The sequence below is a fragment of the Pseudomonas sp. SB113 genome (assembly GCF_040754745.1).
Taxonomy (GTDB): domain Bacteria; phylum Pseudomonadota; class Gammaproteobacteria; order Pseudomonadales; family Pseudomonadaceae; genus Aquipseudomonas; species Aquipseudomonas grimontii.
Map to the genome: position 1 here is coordinate 11,982 of NZ_JBFMHW010000012.1, position 18,458 is coordinate 30,439.

14 protein-coding genes are annotated in these 18,458 nt (G+C 62.1%); 6 read left to right on the forward strand and 8 right to left on the reverse strand.

The annotated features are described in order from the left end of the window. Positions 1-61 precede the first annotated feature (61 nt). The 4 genes from AB1462_RS16955 to AB1462_RS16970 form a co-directional block, all read right to left on the reverse strand. Positions 62-1,231, reverse strand: a complete 1,170-nt coding sequence (locus tag AB1462_RS16955; protein ID WP_090409733.1) for a hypothetical protein — start codon at positions 1,229-1,231, stop codon at positions 62-64. Positions 1,232-1,352: 121 nt separating this feature from the next. After that, a complete protein-coding gene (gene acpA / locus AB1462_RS16960; protein WP_090409731.1) occupies positions 1,353-3,053 on the reverse strand; it encodes an acid phosphatase in 1,701 nt (566 codons plus the stop codon). Between the two features lie 96 nt (positions 3,054-3,149). Further along, positions 3,150-3,470: a hypothetical protein gene (locus AB1462_RS16965; RefSeq protein WP_090409729.1), complete on the reverse strand. Its 321-nt coding sequence runs from the start codon at positions 3,468-3,470 to the stop codon at positions 3,150-3,152. A 124-nt stretch (positions 3,471-3,594) separates the two neighbouring features. Then, entirely contained in the window at positions 3,595-5,013 is a 1,419-nt protein-coding gene (locus AB1462_RS16970) for a short-chain fatty acid transporter (protein WP_090409727.1), read from the reverse strand. Between the two features lie 185 nt (positions 5,014-5,198). Here AB1462_RS16970 and AB1462_RS16975 point away from each other — a divergent pair, with 185 nt between their 5' ends. Then, positions 5,199-6,488, forward strand: coding sequence for an MFS transporter (locus tag AB1462_RS16975; protein WP_090409725.1), 1,290 nt, complete (start codon positions 5,199-5,201; stop codon positions 6,486-6,488). Positions 6,489-6,491: 3 nt separating this feature from the next. Here the strand turns inward: AB1462_RS16975 and AB1462_RS16980 are convergent, their stop codons facing one another. After that, entirely contained in the window at positions 6,492-7,862 is a 1,371-nt protein-coding gene (locus AB1462_RS16980) for a gluconate:H+ symporter (protein ID WP_367247405.1), read from the reverse strand. Between the two features lie 185 nt (positions 7,863-8,047). Between AB1462_RS16980 and AB1462_RS16985 the strand changes: the two genes are divergently transcribed. Genes AB1462_RS16985 through AB1462_RS16995 form a run of 3 tightly spaced genes read left to right on the forward strand, consistent with a single transcriptional unit; the run spans position 8,048 to position 13,558 of the window. Beyond that, a complete protein-coding gene (locus AB1462_RS16985; RefSeq protein ID WP_367247407.1) occupies positions 8,048-9,268 on the forward strand; it encodes a TolC family protein in 1,221 nt (406 codons plus the stop codon). Between the two features lie 18 nt (positions 9,269-9,286). Next, the gene (locus tag AB1462_RS16990; protein ID WP_090409719.1) at positions 9,287-10,393 is read left to right on the forward strand and encodes an efflux RND transporter periplasmic adaptor subunit; all 1,107 of its coding nucleotides are present in this window, start codon (positions 9,287-9,289) and stop codon (positions 10,391-10,393) included. A gap of 18 nt (positions 10,394-10,411) precedes the next feature. Then, positions 10,412-13,558 carry a CusA/CzcA family heavy metal efflux RND transporter gene (locus tag AB1462_RS16995; protein ID WP_367247410.1) on the forward strand — a complete coding sequence of 1,049 codons (3,147 nt, stop codon included), beginning with the start codon at positions 10,412-10,414 and terminating at the stop codon, positions 13,556-13,558. On the opposite strand, the gene AB1462_RS17000 is transcribed toward AB1462_RS16995, so the two are convergent. The 3 genes from AB1462_RS17000 to AB1462_RS17010 form a co-directional block, all read right to left on the reverse strand. Then, positions 13,482-14,918 carry a heavy metal sensor histidine kinase gene (locus AB1462_RS17000; RefSeq protein WP_259192625.1) on the reverse strand — a complete coding sequence of 479 codons (1,437 nt, stop codon included), beginning with the start codon at positions 14,916-14,918 and terminating at the stop codon, positions 13,482-13,484. The two genes, AB1462_RS16995 and AB1462_RS17000, sit on opposite strands and share 77 nt — an antisense overlap. Continuing rightward, complete coding sequence (locus AB1462_RS17005) at positions 14,915-15,589, reverse strand: heavy metal response regulator transcription factor (RefSeq protein WP_090409713.1); 675 nt, start codon at positions 15,587-15,589, stop codon at positions 14,915-14,917. The genes AB1462_RS17000 and AB1462_RS17005 overlap by 4 nt, the downstream gene beginning before the upstream one ends. Before the next feature lie 339 nt (positions 15,590-15,928). Beyond that, positions 15,929-17,248, reverse strand: coding sequence for an OprD family porin (locus AB1462_RS17010; RefSeq protein ID WP_090409711.1), 1,320 nt, complete (start codon positions 17,246-17,248; stop codon positions 15,929-15,931). 225 nt (positions 17,249-17,473) lie between these two features. Between AB1462_RS17010 and AB1462_RS17015 the strand changes: the two genes are divergently transcribed. Together AB1462_RS17015 and AB1462_RS17020 are read left to right on the forward strand one after the other, a co-directional pair. After that, the gene (locus AB1462_RS17015) at positions 17,474-17,806 is read left to right on the forward strand and encodes a DUF2790 domain-containing protein (RefSeq protein WP_259192624.1); all 333 of its coding nucleotides are present in this window, start codon (positions 17,474-17,476) and stop codon (positions 17,804-17,806) included. A gap of 71 nt (positions 17,807-17,877) precedes the next feature. Further along, positions 17,878-18,453: a flavin reductase family protein gene (locus AB1462_RS17020; RefSeq protein WP_259192622.1), complete on the forward strand. Its 576-nt coding sequence runs from the start codon at positions 17,878-17,880 to the stop codon at positions 18,451-18,453. The last annotated feature ends 5 nt before the right edge of the window (positions 18,454-18,458 follow it).

Below are 18,458 nucleotides of genomic sequence, written 5' to 3' on the forward strand. Positions count from 1 at the left end.
TGAACATGGATCTGATTTCTACTGTCAACCTTGACAGTAGAAATCGGATTTTTTGGGCGCTCTACAGCGCCGGGGCGGTGAGCGCAGGGGCAGGCGCTGCGTTTTTCAGCTGTTTGAGCTGCGCTTTGATCGCGGGCGTGGCGCATTTGGCATTCGCTTGTTCCGGGGTCAGGTTGCGCACCGAGGAGTAGAACAACTCACAGGTCTGCTCTTTGCGCGTGACCTGCCAGGTGTTCATGCAGGCCTTGAGCAGCACATTCGGATCGCTCGCCGGTTTCTGGCCCATTCCGGCCTGCCAGCAGGCGGCGCTCAAGTCCTGGCCCATCACTTTCAAGCCGGCGTCGTCGGCTTTCTGCTCGTTACCGTCATAGGTGTCCGGGCTGGCCGCGTACCAGATGTAGCTGGGGTGGTTGGCGCCCAGCACCGAGACGGTCTTGCCCGCGACAGGGCTGATCTGCGCCAGGCCCAATACACCCACGGTTTGCCCGTATTGTTGTTTGACCCAACTGCGCACCGGCGCGCCGAACGCGACCATTGGCAGCGAGCCGTTGGGGTGCAGGCTCAGTTCGCTGACCATGCGGGTCTGGTAGTCGGTGAAGTAGCCGTAGACGTTCTCCAGGTCCTTGCCCGCGTTGGACGGCGCGGCGATGGGCGCGATGTCGATGATGGTCTGGTAGGCCGGGGTTTCGGTGGCCGGCACGCCGTTGTCGGTGAGCAGGCTGGCCCAGCGGTCGGTGGTGGCCGACTCCAGGTAATCCTGGGCCTGGGTCAGTGAATAATCCGGCGGGAAATGCAGCAACTCGATGCTCTTGCGGTTTTCCAGGGCCATGCCCAGCGGCAGGAACAGGTACCAGTTGTAGGCCCACTTGCCGTCGCTGTTGAGTTTGCTCGCGCCCTGGTAGGCCAGGTCAGCAGTATTAAGCAGCGCGCTCAGGGGCTGGCCGTAACTCTCAGGTACACCGCTGAAGGTCGCCGCGAGCTGCCCTTCATGGTTTTTGACGCTGACCTTGGCTCGGCTATAGCCGTCACGCTGCAAGCTTTGGTTGAGGTAGTGCTCGGCGGTCTGCTCCAGCGTCCATGGCCGAAAGCAGATCACATTGCAGTTATTGGGGTAAGCGAACAACTGGGTGACCCGTTGAGCGCTGCCCAGTGGTACTTCGATGTCGGCGTGTACGACCGCACTGGCCAGCAGTGCGGCCAGGGTGAAGGACAACCTGGTCGGTTTGAACATACTTGGTTCCTTGTCAGCGAAGGCCCGTCTGCGCGGGATGAAAGCCCACCTCCTCACAGTAGCGGTTGACCAGGAAAACCGCGTGCTAAATCGCCAGGCATGTCGCTATTGGATAAGCGTCCTACACGCTGAACTGCAACGCGTTACTCAAATCCCCCATGGGTTTCTGGCCTCGGGCAATCATGGCGTCATCGCGTTGCTTGAGCCCGTCCAGGGCCTCCAGCTGGAAGACCCGCGTAATCAAACGCAGGATCGATGCGGTGTCGTACACCGTATGGTCCACGGTGCCTTTGCGCGCGAAGGGCGAGACCACCAGCGCCGGGACGCGCGTGCCTGGGCCCCAACGGTCGCCTTTGGGCGGGGCGACGTGGTCCCACCAGCCGCCGTTTTCATCGACGGTCACCACGACCACCATGTTTTTCCACTGCGGGCTTTCCTGCAGCACCTTTAAGGCGCGGGCGATATGGCGGTCGCCCGAGGCCACGTCGGCATAACCGGCGTGCATATTCAGGTTGCCCTGGGGCTTGTAGAAGCTCACGGCTGGCAGCTTGCCGGCCTGGGCATCGGCAAAGAATTTGTTGGTGCTCGACTCATCGCCCAAGCCGCCATCGCGCAGGCGCTTGTCACGCTCCGCACGGTTCTCGGGGCCTTGTTGCTTGAAATAGTTGAACGGCTGGTGGTGGTACTGGAAGTTTGGAATCTTCGGAATGCCGCCCGAATCCTTGAACTGATCCAGCGTCGCCTGCCACGCCCCGGCGTACCAGGCCCAGTCGACGTTCTTTTTCGACAGCTTGTCGCCGATATGTTCGTGAGTTTGCGGCACCAGCACGTTGGGCAGGTCAGGCTTTGCGTAATCCGGGTTTTCCGGGTCACGAATCCAGGTCGGCCAGTAAGGTGGCGCCAGGGTGTTCACAGCGTAGCCGTCCGGGGTCAGCGCGCTGGGGCCGAACTGCGGCGCGCCGGTCATGGCGCTGGCCGGGGATTTATCCAGGGGCTTGAGACGCGTATCGGTCGGGTCATCGCTTTGCAGCGTGGCGATCTGCGCCTTGGCCACCGACTGCGCGGCATTCGGGTAAAACGGCGCGGTGGCGCTGATCAGGTATTGATGGTTGAGGAACGAGCCACCAAACGCACCCTGGAAGAAGTTATCGCAGAGCACAAACTCCTTGGCCACGTCCCACAGGCGCAGGGAATAACGGCTCTGGGCGTAATGGCCCATGACCAGGCCACCGGAGTCGGCCCAGGCGACGAAACCGTCGTTCTTGCCGCCGTTGATCTGCATCTGGTTCTGGTAGAACACGTGCCACAAGTCGCGGGTGACCAGGCTCAACGGCAGGTCTTCAGCGTTCGGGCCCTTGAGGGCGAACGGGGCGTTGGGCAGGTTTTCCTGGAATTGCACTTCGCTGGGGTAAGTCACCCCGTCCACGCTTTGCGGGCCCACTTGCAGCACACCGCCCCAGACGGGGGGCAGGGTGGTCAATAGGCTGCCGTCGCGGTCGCGTTGTTGTGTGTCGGTGGCAGAAAGCGCCGACAGCGGTTTCTCAACGCCAGGGAAGTCCGCAAACAGGTTGTTGAAGCTACGGTTCTCGGCGTAGATCACCACCACGGTCTTCACCTGGTCGTGCAAGGCCTTGTCCAGCTCCTGCGGTGTGAGCGGCCGCGCTGCTGGCTTGCCGGGCGCCTCACTGCTATTGCCGCAGGCACTCAAGGTCGCGCCGACCCCCAATACCGCCGCGCCCCCCAGGAAGCGCCGACGGCTGGTATCTACCGGCGGTTGGGCTGCGGAATCGGGGGCAGGGCGGTCTTCGTGATCGTCACTCATTGCGGGGAGTCCTTGCTGGCGAGTTGTTGCAAGATATTTCGCAGGACGGTAGCAATGCAATGTGACGGAACGAAGACAGCGTTTCGAGTCAGGCGATCACAACAGACGCAGTGCCAATTGGCTGCCGGCGCGCAGGTACTCTACCTGAGCCGTCACGGCATCCTTGACGATTGCCTCGCCGGTGTCGGTCAGGGTGGCTTTTTTTGCATCGATAACGCTGGTCTGCAGTAGTTGCATGGCCACATCCATGGCTTTCTGGAAGGCGGTTACGTTGTTATGCAGGCCAAATTCCTTGATGACAGCAGCCATGCGGCGATCGGCTTCGTCTCGCAGGGTCTTGTACTCGACGAACGATACGTTGTCGTCTTTGTAAATATCATCGAGCAACTGCTCCAGTGATTTGGATAAAGGGGTCATTCGGATTTTCCTTGGGCTATGTGAGAGGCATCCAAGGTTAATCAAAGGGGCTGGCAGGAGGAGTCAGGGTTGTCATCGTATCGAGTAGGACAACCCCTATGCACGTCATCAGAAACGCCGTGCCCTACGGCATCACCGGCGGTAAATACTTCAAGGTCGTCCCCAGCGCCCACAGCAGGAATAGCACCAACGGTGTGTGCACCAGTAACTGTACAAACGAAAACCCGATCAAATCCCGCGCCTTCAACCCCAGCACGCCCAGCAACGGCAGCATATAGAACGGGTTGATCAGGTTCGGCAGTGCCTCGGCCGCGTTGTAGATCTGCACCGCCCAGCCCAGGTGGTATTGCAGGTCATTGGCGACCTGCATCACGTAAGGCGCTTCGATGATCCACTTACCGCCGCCCGATGGAATAAAGAAGCCCAGTACCGCCGAGTACACGCCCATCAGCAGGGCATAAGTGTCGTGGGAGGCGATGGAGGTGAAGAAGGTCGAGATATGGTGCGCCAGGGTCTGGCCGTCGCCGCCCTTGACCACGGTCATCAGCGCTGCAATCGAACCGTACAGCGGGAACTGGATCAGCACGCCGGTGGTGGTCGGCACTGCACGGGCCACCGCATCGAGGAAGCTGCGCGGGCGCCAGTGCAGCAGGGCGCCCACCATGATGAACAGGAAGTTATAGGTGTTCAGCCCCGAAATCGCGCTGATCGCCGGCTTGGTCGAGAACTCATGGAACAACCAGCCCGCCGCCAGCAATGCCAGCAGAATGGTCAGCAACGGGCTGTGTTCCAGCCATTCGCCGGGGCGAGTTGGTGGTTGCAGCTTGGGCAGGTTGAAGGCCGGGTCGACGCCACACGCCTTGGCGTCACGGGCGCTGTTCGGGCCGGGCGCGGTGGCGTAGGCGATGATCAGCGACACCACGATCAGCGCCAGCAACAGCACGCCGGATTGCCACAGGAAGATGGTGTCGGTAAACGGGATCACCCCGGTGATCGACAGGATCGACGGCGGCAAACTGGCCGGGTTGGCCTGCAATTGTGCGGCCGAAGATGACAGCCCCAAGGCCCACACCGCACCCAGGCCCAGATAGGCCGCCGCACCCGCAGCACGGTAGTCCATGCGCAAATCCGTACGCCGGGCCAGTGCACGCACCAGCAAACCGCCGAACACCAGGGACAGGCCCCAGTTGAGCAATGACGCCACCATGGAGATCAACGCGACCCACGCCACGGCGGAGCGGCCGTTTTTCGGGATGCGCGCCAGGCGGTCGATCAGCTTGACCGCCGGCGGCGAGCTGGCGACCACGTAACCACCGATCACCACGAAGGCCATCTGCATGGTGAACGGGATCAGGCTCCAGAACCCGTCGCCAAAGGCCTTGGCGGCTTCGGTCGGTGCGGCGCCCATGCCCAGGGTCGCCACGGCGACGATGATCACGGCGAGGGCGGCGAACACCCAGGAGTCGGGGAACCAGCGCTCGGCAAAGTTCGAGCAGCGCAGGGCAAATCGGGCATAGCGGCTTTCTTCGATAGCATCGGCCACGAGTCATACCTCTTGTAGTTATTATGGGGGCGGCAGTTTTCGCGCATGTTCCTCCACGGCCATTGATATGGGAATGCAGTTATCTTCATCGATCAATGAGGAAAACAAATATATCTGCCGCGATTGCCATCATCCGGCTCAGCTCATAACCTGCACGCCATTTTGTTTGTCTGCCGAGCCTCAACATGACTGCCACCTCTGTTCCACAGGCGCAGCGTTTTTCCCGTTCCGACTACAAAACCCTGGGCCTGGCCGCCTTGGGCGGAGCCTTGGAAATCTACGACTTCATTATTTTCGTGTTTTTTGCGCTGACCCTCAGCCAACTGTTCTTCCCGCCGGAAATGCCCGAGTGGCTGCGTCTGCTGCAAAGCTTCGGCATCTTCGTCACCGGCTACCTCGCGCGCCCACTGGGCGGCATCCTCATGGCGCACTTCGCCGATCATCTGGGACGCAAGCGCGTGTTCAGCCTGAGCATCCTGATGATGGCGTTGCCCTGTTTGCTGATCGGGATCATGCCCACCTACGCACAGATCGGCTACTTCGCACCGCTGATCCTGCTGGCGCTGCGTGTGCTGCAAGGCGCGGCGGTGGGCGGTGAAGTGCCGAGCGCCTGGACCTTCGTCGCCGAACACGCACCGCGCAACCATCGTGGCTACGCCTTGGGCTTCCTGCAAGCCGGCCTGACCTTCGGCTACCTGCTCGGTGCGCTGACTGCCACGCTGCTGGCGCAAGTCTTCACCCCGGCCGAAATTCTCGACTACGCCTGGCGTTTCCCCTTCCTGCTCGGCGGTGTGTTCGGCGTGATCGGCGTGTGGCTGCGGCGTTGGCTCAGCGAAACCCCGGTCTTCCTCGAAATGCAGGCCCGCCGCCAGGCCGCCGCCGAGATGCCGCTGCGCACCGTATTGCGTGACCATCGCGCCGTGCTGCTGCCGGCGATGATCCTCACCTGCGTGCTCACCTCCGCCGTGGTGGTACTGGTGGTCATCACCCCGACCATGATGCAGAAAACCTTCGGCATGAGCCCCAGCCACACCTTTGCCTTGAGCGCCCTGGGCATCGTCTTCCTGAATATCGGCTGCGTCCTCGCCGGCCTGCTGGTGGACCGCATTGGTGCCTGGCGCGCGGTACTGGTCTACAGCCTGCTGCTGCCGGTGGGTATTTTCGTGCTGTACGCCAGCCTGATCAGCGGCGGCATCTGGCTCGGCGCGGCGTATGCGCTGGCGGGCTTGAGTTGCGGGGTGGTCGGTGCGGTGCCATCGGTGATGGTCGGCCTGTTTCCGGCGCAGGTGCGGGTGTCGGGAATTTCCTTCACCTACAACATCGCCTATGCACTCTGGGCGAGTACCACGCCGCTGATGTTGATCGCGTTGATGCCGACCAGCCCATGGATTTGCGTGGGTTATTGCGTGGTGATGGGCGCGGTGGGGGTGGCAAGTGTGGCGCTGTTTGGTAAGCGCCACACCTTGGCGGCCTGAAGGTCAGGTCAAGAAGTGCCACAGCACCAGCGTACTGACCAGGCCGACGACCGAAACAATCGTCTGCAACACCGACCACACCCAAATCGTCTGCTTCAGTTGCAAGCCAAAGTACTCGCGCACCATCCAGAACCCGGCATCGTTGACGTGGCAGAAGAACACCGAGCCGGCGCCGATCGCCAGCGCCACCAGTGAGCTTTGCGTCGCCGCCAACCCGGCCATCATCGGTGCGAGGATGCCGGCGGTCGTGGTGGTGGCGACCGTGGCCGAGCCGGTGGCCTGGCGCAGCGCCACGGCGATCAACCAGGCCAGCAGCAGGTACGGCATGTGCGCGCCTTCGGCGACTTTGCTGATGGTCTGGCTGACGCCGGCGTCGAGCAGGGTTTGCTTGAGGCCACCGCCGGCGCCGATGGTCAGCAGCAACACGGCGATAGGCGCAAGGGCCTTGCGCAGGGTGTTGCCGACTTCGGCGCGCGGCATGCCGGCGGCCCAGCCCAGGCAGATCACGGCGGCGATCACGGCCAGGCCGAGGGCGATCAGCGGTTCGCCGAGGAATTTCAGGGTCAGGCCCACGCTGCTTTCGGCCGGCAGCGCGACTTTGGCCAAGGTGCTCCCGAGCATCAAAATCACCGGCAACAGAATGATCAGCAATGACACGCCAAAGCTAGGCTGGCGCGGTGCCTTGGGCGGGGCGCTGAACAGCGCGCCGATGTCGGCTGGCTCCTCCACATGCAGGCGCTTGGACAGCCAGTTGCCATATAGCGGCCCGGCGAGGATCACCGCCGGCACCGCCAGGCAGAAGCCCAGCAACATGGTCAGGCCCAGGTCGGCGTGCAATGCGCCCACCGCAATCAGCGGCCCTGGGTGCGGTGGCATCAAGGCGTGCAAGGTGGTCATGCCCGCCAGCGCCGGGATGGCGATTTTCAACAGTGGCTGGTTCGAACGTTTGGCCATCACAAAGATGATCGGCACCATCATCACCAGGCCCACTTCGAAGAACAGCGGCAGGCCGATCACCATCGCCACCAGCGCCATCACCCACGGCAACGACTTGCCTTTGCCCAGCCCGAGCAGCGTGGTTGCGATGCGGTCGGCCGCGCCGGATTCCGCCATCAGCGCACCCAGCATCGAGCCCAGGGCGATGATGATCCCGGCTTCACCGAGGATCGCGCCAGCGCCTTTGCTGAAGGCTTTGGCCACCTCTTCCGCTGGCAGCCCGGCACCGACCCCGGCGATAAAGGTGCCGATCAGGATCGACAGGAACGGCGGCAACTTGGTCGCGCTGATCAGCACGATGATGCTGGCGATGGCCAGCAGTACGCAGAGCATGAGACGGGTGTCGTGAACCATCCACGCGGCAGTCGATAACGCCAAGGCGGGACTCCTTATCGAACAGGTTGGGAAAATTGTTTCTTTTTGTTTCTTGTCCGAAAAGCATACCTGATAACGCCCGCCGCAGAGCCATTGCTGTCGGATTTGTAATCTTTGCTCCACCGCTCTGATAAGTCGCGAACGCTACATTCTCCCGGCTTTTACTTTATGGGCGTGGAACTCTCGTTATGGCAATTTCCGTTAGAAAGCTGGTGGGGGCGACGTTGTTGTGGGGAGCTGCCAGCATGGCCCAGGCACAAACCCTCACCCTCGACGCCGCCCTGCAAACCGCCTTCGCCAACAACCCCGACCTGGCGGCTGCGCAATGGGAAATCGAGATCGCCGAGGGCGGTCGCCAGCAGGCCGGGCTGATCCCCAATCCGGTGGCGTCGTGGGATGCCGAAGACACACGTCGCGATACGCGTACCACCACCCTCAAGCTAAGCCAAACCCTCGAACTGGGCGGCAAGCGCGGTGCCCGCATTGACGTGGCGACGCGTGCCCAGGACGCTGCCGCATTGGCCTTGGAACAGCGCCGCAATACGCTGCGCGCCGAGGTGATCGACGGCTATTACGGTGCCCTGCGCGCCCAGGAACGTCTCGACCTGGCGCAACGCTCCCTGGCCTTGGCCGAGCGCGGGCTGGTGGTCGCCAACGGTCGTGTCACCGCCGGCAAATCCTCACCGGTGGAAGCCACGCGGGCCCAGGTGCAGTTGTCGCAGATCCGCCTCGAGTTCAACCGCGCGCACATGGGCCTCACCGACGCCTATCGCCGCCTGGCCGCCAGTACCGGCAGCGCGGCGACCGACTTCCAGGCCGTCGCCACGCCAAGCCACTCCACACCGCCGTTGCCCTCCGCCGCGCAACTGTTGGCGCGTCTTGAACAGACCGCCGAACTGCGCCTGGCCGAACTGCAGATCGTGCAGCACGAAGCCAGCGTAGGCCTGGAAAAAGCCCAGCGTATTCCCGACCTCGATGTATCGATTGGCAGCCAGTACGACGCCAGTGTGCGCGAGCGGGTGAACCTGGTCGGCGTGTCGATGCCGATTCCGTTGTTCAACCGCAACCAGGGCAACGTACTCGCCGCCACGCGCCGTGCCGATCAGGCCCGCGACCTGCGCAACGCTACCGAATTGCGCCTGCGTACCGAAACCCGCCAGGCCCTGGACCTGTGGCAAACCGCGAATACTGAAGTGCGCGCATTCAACCAGCAGATCCTGCCCGCCGCCCAAAGCGCGGTGGACAGCGCCACCCGCGGCTTCGAGATGGGCAAGTTCAACTTCCTCGACGTGCTCGACGCCCAGCGCACCCTGATCGCGGCGCGCACCCAATACCTTGCGGCCACCGCCCAGGCTACCGATGCCTGGCTGCGCATCGAACGGATTTACGGCGACCTCGCCCGGTTTTGATTTTTTCTGGAGTGCCTTATGAACAAACGACACGGCGTGGCGCTTGCCGTCGCCTTGGGCCTGATGCTGTCCGGCGTGGCCAATGCCGAGGAAGAAGAAGGCAAGCTTGAGCTGACTGAACAGCAAATCCAGGCCGCCGGTATCGAACTTGCCGAGGCCCAACCCCAGTCGATCAGCACACTGCTGACGCTGCCGGGGGAGGTGCGTTTCGACGAAGACCGCACCTCGCACATCGTCCCGCGCGCGGCCGGTGTGGTGGAGTCGGTGAAGGTCAATCTGGGCCAGGCAGTGAAGAAGGGCGAGCTGCTTGCGGTGATCGCCAGCCAGCAGATTTCCGACCAGCGCAGTGAGCTGGCAGCCAGCGAGCGCCGGGTTGAACTGGCGCGTATCACCTTCCAGCGTGAACGCCAGTTGTGGCAGGACAAGATCTCCGCCGAGCAGGATTACCTGCTGGCGCGCCAAACCCTGCAAGAAGCCGAAATTGCGCTGAACAATGCCCGCCAAAAGATGACCGCGCTCAGCGGCAACACCGTGCTGGTCGGTGGCAATCGTTACGAGCTGCGGGCGCCGTTCGCAGGTGTAGTGGTGGAAAAACACCTCGGCGTCGGCGAGGTGGTGAGCGAGACCAGCAACGCCTTCACGCTTTCTGACCTGTCGCAGGTGTGGGTCACCTTTGGCGTATTTCCCAAGGATTTGAACAAGGTCCGACTCGGCAAACCGGTGAAGGTCAGCTCCACGGAAATGGGCACCGACGTGCTGGGCACCGTGGCTTATGTCGGCAATTTGCTCGGCGAGCAAACACGCACCGCCACCGTCCGCGTGACGGTGCCCAACCCCGATGACGCCTGGCGTCCAGGGCTGTTTGTCACCGTGCAACTGGCCACGGACACCTACCAGGCCAAGGTCACCGTGCCGCAAACGGCGATCCAGACCGTCGAGGAAAAACCGTCGGTATTCGTACGCACGCCAGACGGTTTTATCACCCGCCATCTCGAACTGGGCGCCAGTGAGAACGGCTACGTCGAAGTGCGCCAGGGCCTGGAGGCCGGTGCCCAGGTGGCCACCACCGGCAGCTTCATCCTCAAGTCCGAATTGGGCAAGGGCTCGGCCGAGCACGCCCATTGATCCTGCGAGTGATTTCTCATGTTTGAGCGCCTTATCCAATTCGCCATCGAGCAGCGCATCATCGTGCTGCTGGCGGTGCTGTTGATGGCCGGTGTCGGCATCGCCAGCTATCAGAAGCTGCCCATCGACGCGGTGCCCGACATCACCAATGTGCAGGTGCAGATCAACTCGGCGGCGGCCGGTTTTTCGCCGCTGGAAACCGAGCAGCGCATTACCTTTCCCATCGAAACCGCGATGGCCGGCTTGCCGGGGCTGCAGCAGACCCGTTCGCTGTCACGCTCCGGCTTGTCCCAGGTGACGGTGATCTTCAAGGACGGCACTGACCTGTTCTTCGCCCGCCAGTTGGTCAACGAGCGCCTGCAGGTGGCCCGCGAGCAATTGCCTACGGGGATCGAAACCGCGATGGGGCCGATTTCCACCGGCCTCGGGGAAATTTTCCTGTGGACCGTGGAGGCCGAAGACGGCGCCCGCAAGGACGACGGCACGCCCTACACGCCGACCGACCTGCGGGTGATCCAGGACTGGATCATCAAGCCGCAGCTGCGCAACGTGCCCGGTGTGGCCGAGATCAACACCATCGGCGGCTTCGCCAAGGAATATCAGATCGCCCCCGACCCCAAGCGCCTGGCGGCCTACAACCTGACCTTGAATGATCTGGTCACGGCGCTGGAGCGCAACAACGCCAACGTCGGCGCCGGGTACATCGAGCGCAGCGGCGAGCAATTGTTGATCCGCGCGCCGGGGCAGGTGGCGTCCATCGACGACATCGCCAATATCGTCATCACCACGTCCGACGGCACGCCGATCCGTGTGCGCAATGTCGCCCAGGTCGAGATCGGCCGTGAGCTGCGTACCGGCGGCGCCACGGAAAACGGCCGCGAAGTGGTGCTGGGCACGGTGTTTATGTTGATCGGAGAAAATAGCCGCACCGTGTCCCAGGCGGTGGCTTCCAGGCTCGAACAAATCAACCGCTCGCTGCCCGACGGTGTGGTGGCGGTTACCGTCTACGACCGCACCAACCTCGTCGAAAAAGCCATTGCCACCGTGAAGAAAAACCTCTTCGAGGGTGCGCTGCTGGTGGTCGCGGTGCTGTTCCTGTTCCTCGGCAATATCCGCGCGGCGCTGATCACCGCGATGGTGATTCCCCTGGCGATGTTGTTCACCTTCACCGGCATGTTTACCCACAAAGTCAGCGCCAACCTGATGAGCCTCGGCGCGCTGGACTTCGGCATTATCGTCGACGGCGCGGTGGTGATCGTCGAGAACGCCATCCGCCGCCTGGCCCATGCGCAGCAGCGCCATGGTCGCTTGCTGACCCGCAGCGAGCGCCTGCACGAAGTGTTCGCGGCGGCCAAGGAAGCACGGCGTGCGCTGATCTTCGGGCAACTGATCATCATGGTCGTGTACCTGCCGATCTTCGCACTCACCGGAGTGGCCGGGAAGATGTTCCACCCCATGGCGTTTACCGTGGTGATCGCGCTGCTGGGGGCGATGATTTTGTCGGTGACCTTCGTGCCGGCGGCGATTGCGCTGTTCGTCACCGGCAAGGTCAAGGAAGAAGAAAACCTGGTGATGCGTACCGCACGCCGGGCCTATGCGCCGGTGCTGGACTGGGTGATGACCCGCCGGCCGCTGGTGTTCGGTCTGGCCGTGCTGACCATCGTCGCCTCGGGCGTGGTGGCCAGCCGCATGGGCAGTGAGTTTATCCCCAGCCTCAGTGAGGGCGACTTCGCCCAACAGGCCCTGCGCGTGCCCGGCACCAGCCTGACGCAATCGGTGCAGATGCAGCAGCAACTGGAAAAAACCTTGATGGCCCAGGTGCCGGAAATCGAGCGGGTATTTGCACGTACCGGTACGGCGGAAATCGCCTCCGACCCGATGCCGCCGAATATTTCCGACAGCTACGTGATGCTTAAACCGAAGGCGCAGTGGCCGGACCCGAACAAATCCCGCGAAAGCCTGATCGCCGATATCCAACGCGCCAGTGCGATTGTGCCGGGCAGCGCGTACGAGTTGTCGCAACCGATCCAGCTGCGTTTCAACGAGCTGATTTCCGGGGTGCGCAGCGATGTCGCGGTGAAGGTGTTCGGCGACGACATGGCGGTGCTCAACACCACCGCCGCAGAAATTGCCGAGACCCTGCAAGGCCTCGATGGGGCTTCGGAGGTGAAGGTCGAACAGACTTCCGGCCTGCCGGTGCTGACCATCAATATCGACCGTGACAAGGCCGCGCGCTTCGGCCTGAATGTCGGCGATGTGCAGGACACCATTGCCGTCGCCGTCGGTGGGCGTCAGGCCGGTACCTTGTATGAAGGTGACCGGCGTTTCGACATGGTCGTGCGCTTGTCCGACGCGCTGCGTACTGACATCGATGGCTTGTCGCGGCTGCTGATTCCGGTGCCGGCGCTGGCCGGGAATGCGGCGGGGCAGTTGGGGTTTATTGCGTTGTCCCAGGTCGCCAGCCTGGACCTGGTGCTCGGCCCGAACCAGATCAGCCGCGAGAACGGCAAGCGCCTGGTGATCGTCAGTGCCAACGTGCGCGGACGGGATATTGGTTCGTTCGTGGAAGAGGCCGAGGCTGCGATTACGGCGCAAGTGAAAGTGCCAGCGGGTTACTGGACCACCTGGGGCGGTCAGTTCGAACAACTGAAGGAAGCCTCCGAGCGTTTGCAAATCGTGGTGCCGGTGGCGTTGCTGCTGGTGTTCGGGTTGTTGTTCATGATGTTCAACAACCTCAAGGACGGGCTGCTGGTGTTTACCGGGATTCCGTTCGCGTTGACCGGTGGGATCATGGCGCTGTGGCTGCGCGATATTCCGCTGTCGATCTCCGCCGGCGTGGGCTTTATCGCTTTGTCCGGCGTGGCGGTGCTCAACGGCCTGGTGATGATTGCCTTCATCCGCAACCTGCGCGAGGAAGGGCGTTCGCTGTCGGTGGCAATCAATGAGGGCGCGCTGACCCGCCTGCGTCCGGTATTGATGACCGCGCTGGTGGCCTCCCTGGGATTTATCCCCATGGCCCTGGCCACCGGCACCGGCGCCGAAGTGCAGCGTCCGTTGGCGACCGTGGTAATCGGCGGGATCATCTCTTCTACGTTGCTGACCTTGCTGGTGCTGCCGGCGTTGTACCAGTGGGCGCATCGCAAGGAAGAGGAAATACCAGGCTGAACCGTGTAAACCGGCCTGGTTGGCTGCTGACGTCGGCGTGCCCCTGATGCAGGTGCATGATCGACTGCACAATGGCCAGCCCCAGCCCGGTGCCACCTTCGGCGCGGGTGCGGCTGCTGTCGGCGCGGTAGAAACGTTCGAACAGATGCGGCAGGTGATGCGCTTCGATGCCCCGGCCGGGGTTGCCCACTGACAGTGCGACGCTCTGCTCGTAGGTTTCCACCAGCAACAACACGCTGGCGCCGCTGGGGGTATGGCGAATCGCGTTGGACAGCAGGTTGGAAATGGCGCGCTGGATCATCAGGCGATCGCCCGTCACCCAGGCGTCGCCGCGCAGGCTGAGAGTGATCTGCTTGTCCTCGGCACTCAAGGAGAACAATTCGATCACCCGCTGCGCTTCGTCACCTAACGACACGGCGGCAAATCCGGCCCGTGCCGCAGGGTGGCTGACCTGGGCCAGGAACAACATGTCGGAAACGATGCGCGACAGGCGCTCCATTTCTTCGGCGCAGGATTCCAGCCCGGCCTTGTATTCCTCCGAGGGCCGTTCGCGGGACAGGGTCACCTGGGCCTTGCCCATCAGGTTGGTCAACGGCGCGCGCAGTTCGTGGGCGAGGTCGTCGGAGAACTGCGACAACTGCTGTACCCCGGCATCGAGGCGGTTGAGCATCACGTTGAAGCCTTGGGCCAACTCGCCCAGTTCATTGGGCAGGTTATCCACGGACAGTCGATGGGTCAGGTCCTGGGTGGTGACTTGGGCCGCCACGTGGCTGAACTGCTTCAACGGCGCCAGCCCGCGTTGTACCAGCCACCAGGCGCCCATACCGATCAGGATCAACAGCAACGGCAGGGCGATCACCGTGGAGCGCAGGTAGGCGCTGAGCAGCGCTTCATCGTCGGAGCGGTCGAGCGACAGCAATACGCGCACATACTCGCCGCCGCGCAAGGGCATCACGTGGGTGGCGGTGAGGATGCGATTGTCGCGACCGTCTACCCAATTCATGTATGCCAAGGTTTTGCCGGCGGGCGCATCCAGCAACAACGGCTGCTGGGGTTTGGCGCCAACGCTGAGCAGCACGGGCGGGTCCGGCTGGACGCCGGTGATGGTCAGGTAAATGTTGTCGTGACCCATCACCAGGTCCAGCAGCGAATGTGGGCGGGCGGCGATATCCTGGGGTTTGAGGTCCTGGCGCAGGCTGTGTTCCAGTTGCTCCATCTTGTTTTCCAGACCCTTGCGCGCGAGGTTTTCCAGCTCGTGGGTCAGCGCCAGGTACGCCAGGGTGGCGAGCAACACCACCAGCCCCGCGCCCATCAGGCTGACCGTCAGCCCCAGGCGCATCGACAGGCTGCTGGTCCTCATTGGCGCGCTTCCAGCACATAACCCACGCCGCGAATGGTATGGATCAGCTTGACCTCGCTCTGGTCGTCGACCTTTCCGCGCAGGCGGCTGATGGAGACCTCGACCACATTGGTGTCGCAGTCGAAGTTCATGTCCCACACCAACGAGATGATCTGCGTGCGGGTCATCACTTCGCCAGCCTGGCGCATCAACACATGCAGCAGGGCGAACTCCTTGGTGGTCAGGTCGATGCGCCGGTCGCCGCGATAGGCGCGATGGCGGCGCGGGTCCAACTCCAGGTCCGAGACGCGTAGCACCTCCGGCAGCGGGATATGTTCGCTGCGCCGCAGCAAGGTGCGTACACGGGCCAGCAGTTCGGGGAATTCGAATGGCTTGACCAAGTAGTCATCGGCGCCCATGTCCAGGCCTTTGATCTTGTCGGCCAGGCGGCCGCGCGCGGTCAGCATCATCACGCGCTGGTTGCCGTCACGGCGCAGTTGCTCAAGTACTTCCCAGCCGTCGGTGTTGGGCAGGTTCACGTCGAGGATCACCAGTTCGTAGATATGCTGTCGGGCCAGGTGCAGGCCGTCGATGCCGCTGGCGGCGCAATCGACGACGTAGCCACTTTCGGTCAGGCCTTGCTGCAAGTAGTCGGCGGTTTTCTGCTCGTCCTCAACCACAAGGATACGCATGGGGATTTACCTTCAAGAAAAACGAAAGGAGATGACCTCATAGAGGCTTGAATGGGCTGTAGGAAAACTCTGGAGCCTGAAGTAGCTTTAGGGTCAAGCCGCGCCAGGCCGGTGCGACGATTCGTCACTGACCGTGCACACAAAAAAAACGCCCCGGCTGGGGCGTATAAAATTCATCTCTGTTCCAAAGGAGCTACACAAAAGCCGCAGAGATGAGATGTGTTCGATGCGCAGTATAAAAAGTGCAACTTAACGAGAAGGTGAGGCCGATATTACAGTTCTGACAGACTTCAACCTGTGAAGAGATGTAGGGCATCGGCAAGTGAATGTAAGCGCGTCTTAAAGAATCGCCAGTGGGTATTCGACAATGACGCGGACTTCTTCAAGGTCGGACTCAAAAGAACTTGAGCGCACGGTGGCCTGGCGCAGTCGCAGCGATAAATCCTTCAAGTTGCCGCTTTGCACCACGTACTTGGCCTCGATATCCCGCTCCCAGCGGCGTTGGTCGGTGAGCGGATCGCCGGCGGCATCGCGGCGCATATACACCGCGTTGGCGTTGCTGTAGTCGGCGCCGGTGCCCTTGCCGTAACGGGCCATGAACGACAGGCCGGGAATGCCGAATGGCTGCATGTCCAGGTCGTAGCGCAGCATCCACGAGCGTTCCTTGGGCGAGTTGAAGTCGCTGTACTGGATCGAGTTGTTGAGGAAGATCGAGTCCGACTGGCGCAGGTAATCGAAGTCGTCATCGCCGTTGTTGCGCTGGTGCGACACAGCCAGGCTGTGGGCGCCGACCTTCACGCCGATCCGGGCGCTCCAGATGTTGTTATCGAATTCACCCAGCAGCTTTTTGCCTTCGTCCACAGCCTTGTAGTAGTTGATGTCGCCGAACAGCGAGACGTCTTCGTTCAGCGGGTAACTGGCGGCGCTGCCGACGTAGTATTGGTCCCAGGCGTCCTTCAGGCGGCTGCTGTACAGGCTCAGGCTCAGGTGTTTGTTCACGGTGTAGTCGCCGCCGAAGTAGCCGATCCAAGGTGAATCGACCGGGCCGGCGTAAAACGTTGCGAACCCTTTGTTCATGCCGCTTTCATTGGGTTGGCTCATGCCGCTCAGGCGCCCGCCCTGCAAGGTCAGGCCCTCCAGGCTGGTGTTCTGCAGGGTCACGCCACGGAAGCTTTCCGGCAACACCCGCGAATCGCCGTAGGCCACCACGGGGGTCAGTGGGAACACGTCGCCGGCCTTGATCACCGTGTCCAATACGCGCAGTTTCGCCGCGCCGCCGACCTTGCTGTAGTTGTCTTCGGGATGGTTGTTGCTGTCCACCGGCAGCACGCCAAACGAGCCCTTGCCGCCGCTGCGGCCCGTACCCGAGTCGAGCTTCACGCCGACCATGGCGAAGGCGTCCAGGCCAAACCCGACGGTGCCTTGGGTAAAGCCGGATTCGAATTTACCGATCAGCCCCTGGGCCCAAGCTTCGGAATAGCCATTACCGGTGGGGCTGGACTGGCCCTTGCGGTCATCGCGGTTGAAGTAAAAATTGCGCGCCAGCACGTTCACGCTGCTGCCTTCGATAAACCCTTCAGGTTTGTCTTGCGCTGCCACGGCTGCCAGGGGGAATGTGGCGATCAGTGAAAGGGGAAGGGTGTAATAACGGATCCGCATGTTTCGCTCCTCGGTATTGGCAGTTATCAGCTTCTTATGGAAGCGGGCGTTCTTATTGATCTGGCCCGGGCTGATAGTTGCAAACCGTGGATAACGATTGGGTGGCGTGAACATTACAATTCTGGAAGCTCGCAGCCACCTAACAAATAAGTAATATTCCAGTGAACATGGCGTCAGGGTTCGTTCGTTAGTCTCGGCACTGAACTTTCAGTCGAGGAATATGTGATGAACTTTTCTACCGTAGGCTTGGGTGTATTAACGGCCGTCCTGTCATTCGGTGCATTGGCCGAAGGCGGGGGTGACCGGACCTTTGCCCTGATGATGGAACGCAATGAAAAAGCCATGGCCGCCTACGCCGAGAAAAACGGCAAACCGGCGCCCCAGGTCCAGGTGTATCGCTATGGCATGGACCTGGACATTGCCAAGGTGGTCAACGTGACGCCGCCGATCCGCGCATGCAATCCCGTGCCGTCGCGCATGACCTATGAAGACTCCAGCGGCAAGCTCACTACATTGGAATATCAAGTGATGGGCGTGTGCCGGAACAATGGCAGCTAAGGACGTGCAAACAACCTGGCAGGCGTGCGCTTGAGGTATCGTAAGTTTTTCGCATTAAGAGCCGATCCTCCATGAATCCGACCCACCGCCGCCCCGTTCCCTTGTCCAAGGCCTACCGTTTGCTCAACCACGGCCCAACCGTGCTGGTCAGTGCGGCCGACAACGGCCAGCGCAATATCATGGCGGCTGCCTGGGCCATGCCGCTGGATTTCGAACCGCCGAAAGTCGCCGTTGTGTTGGACAAGGCCACCTGGACTCGCCAACTGCTGGAAGGCGCCGGCACCTTCGTGCTGCAGGTGCCCTGTGCGGCCCAGGCCGACCTCGTGCAGACGGTCGGCAATACCACCGGCGCCGAGCGTGACAAGTTCGCTGCTTATGGCTTGCAAACCTTCAGCGGTGAACACACCGACGCGCCCTTGCTGGAAGGCTGCGTAGCGTGGCTGGAATGTCGCCTGCTGCCCGAGCCCCACAACCAGCAAACCTATGACCTGTTCCTCGGCGAAGTGGTCGCGGCCTATGCCGATGAGCGCGTGTTCAGCGAAGGTCACTGGCACTTCGAAGGGCATGATGAATTACGGACGTTGCATCATGTGGCGGGAGGGCATTTCCTGACCATCGGCGAGCCCATTGATGGACACTCGCTATAAGCCTG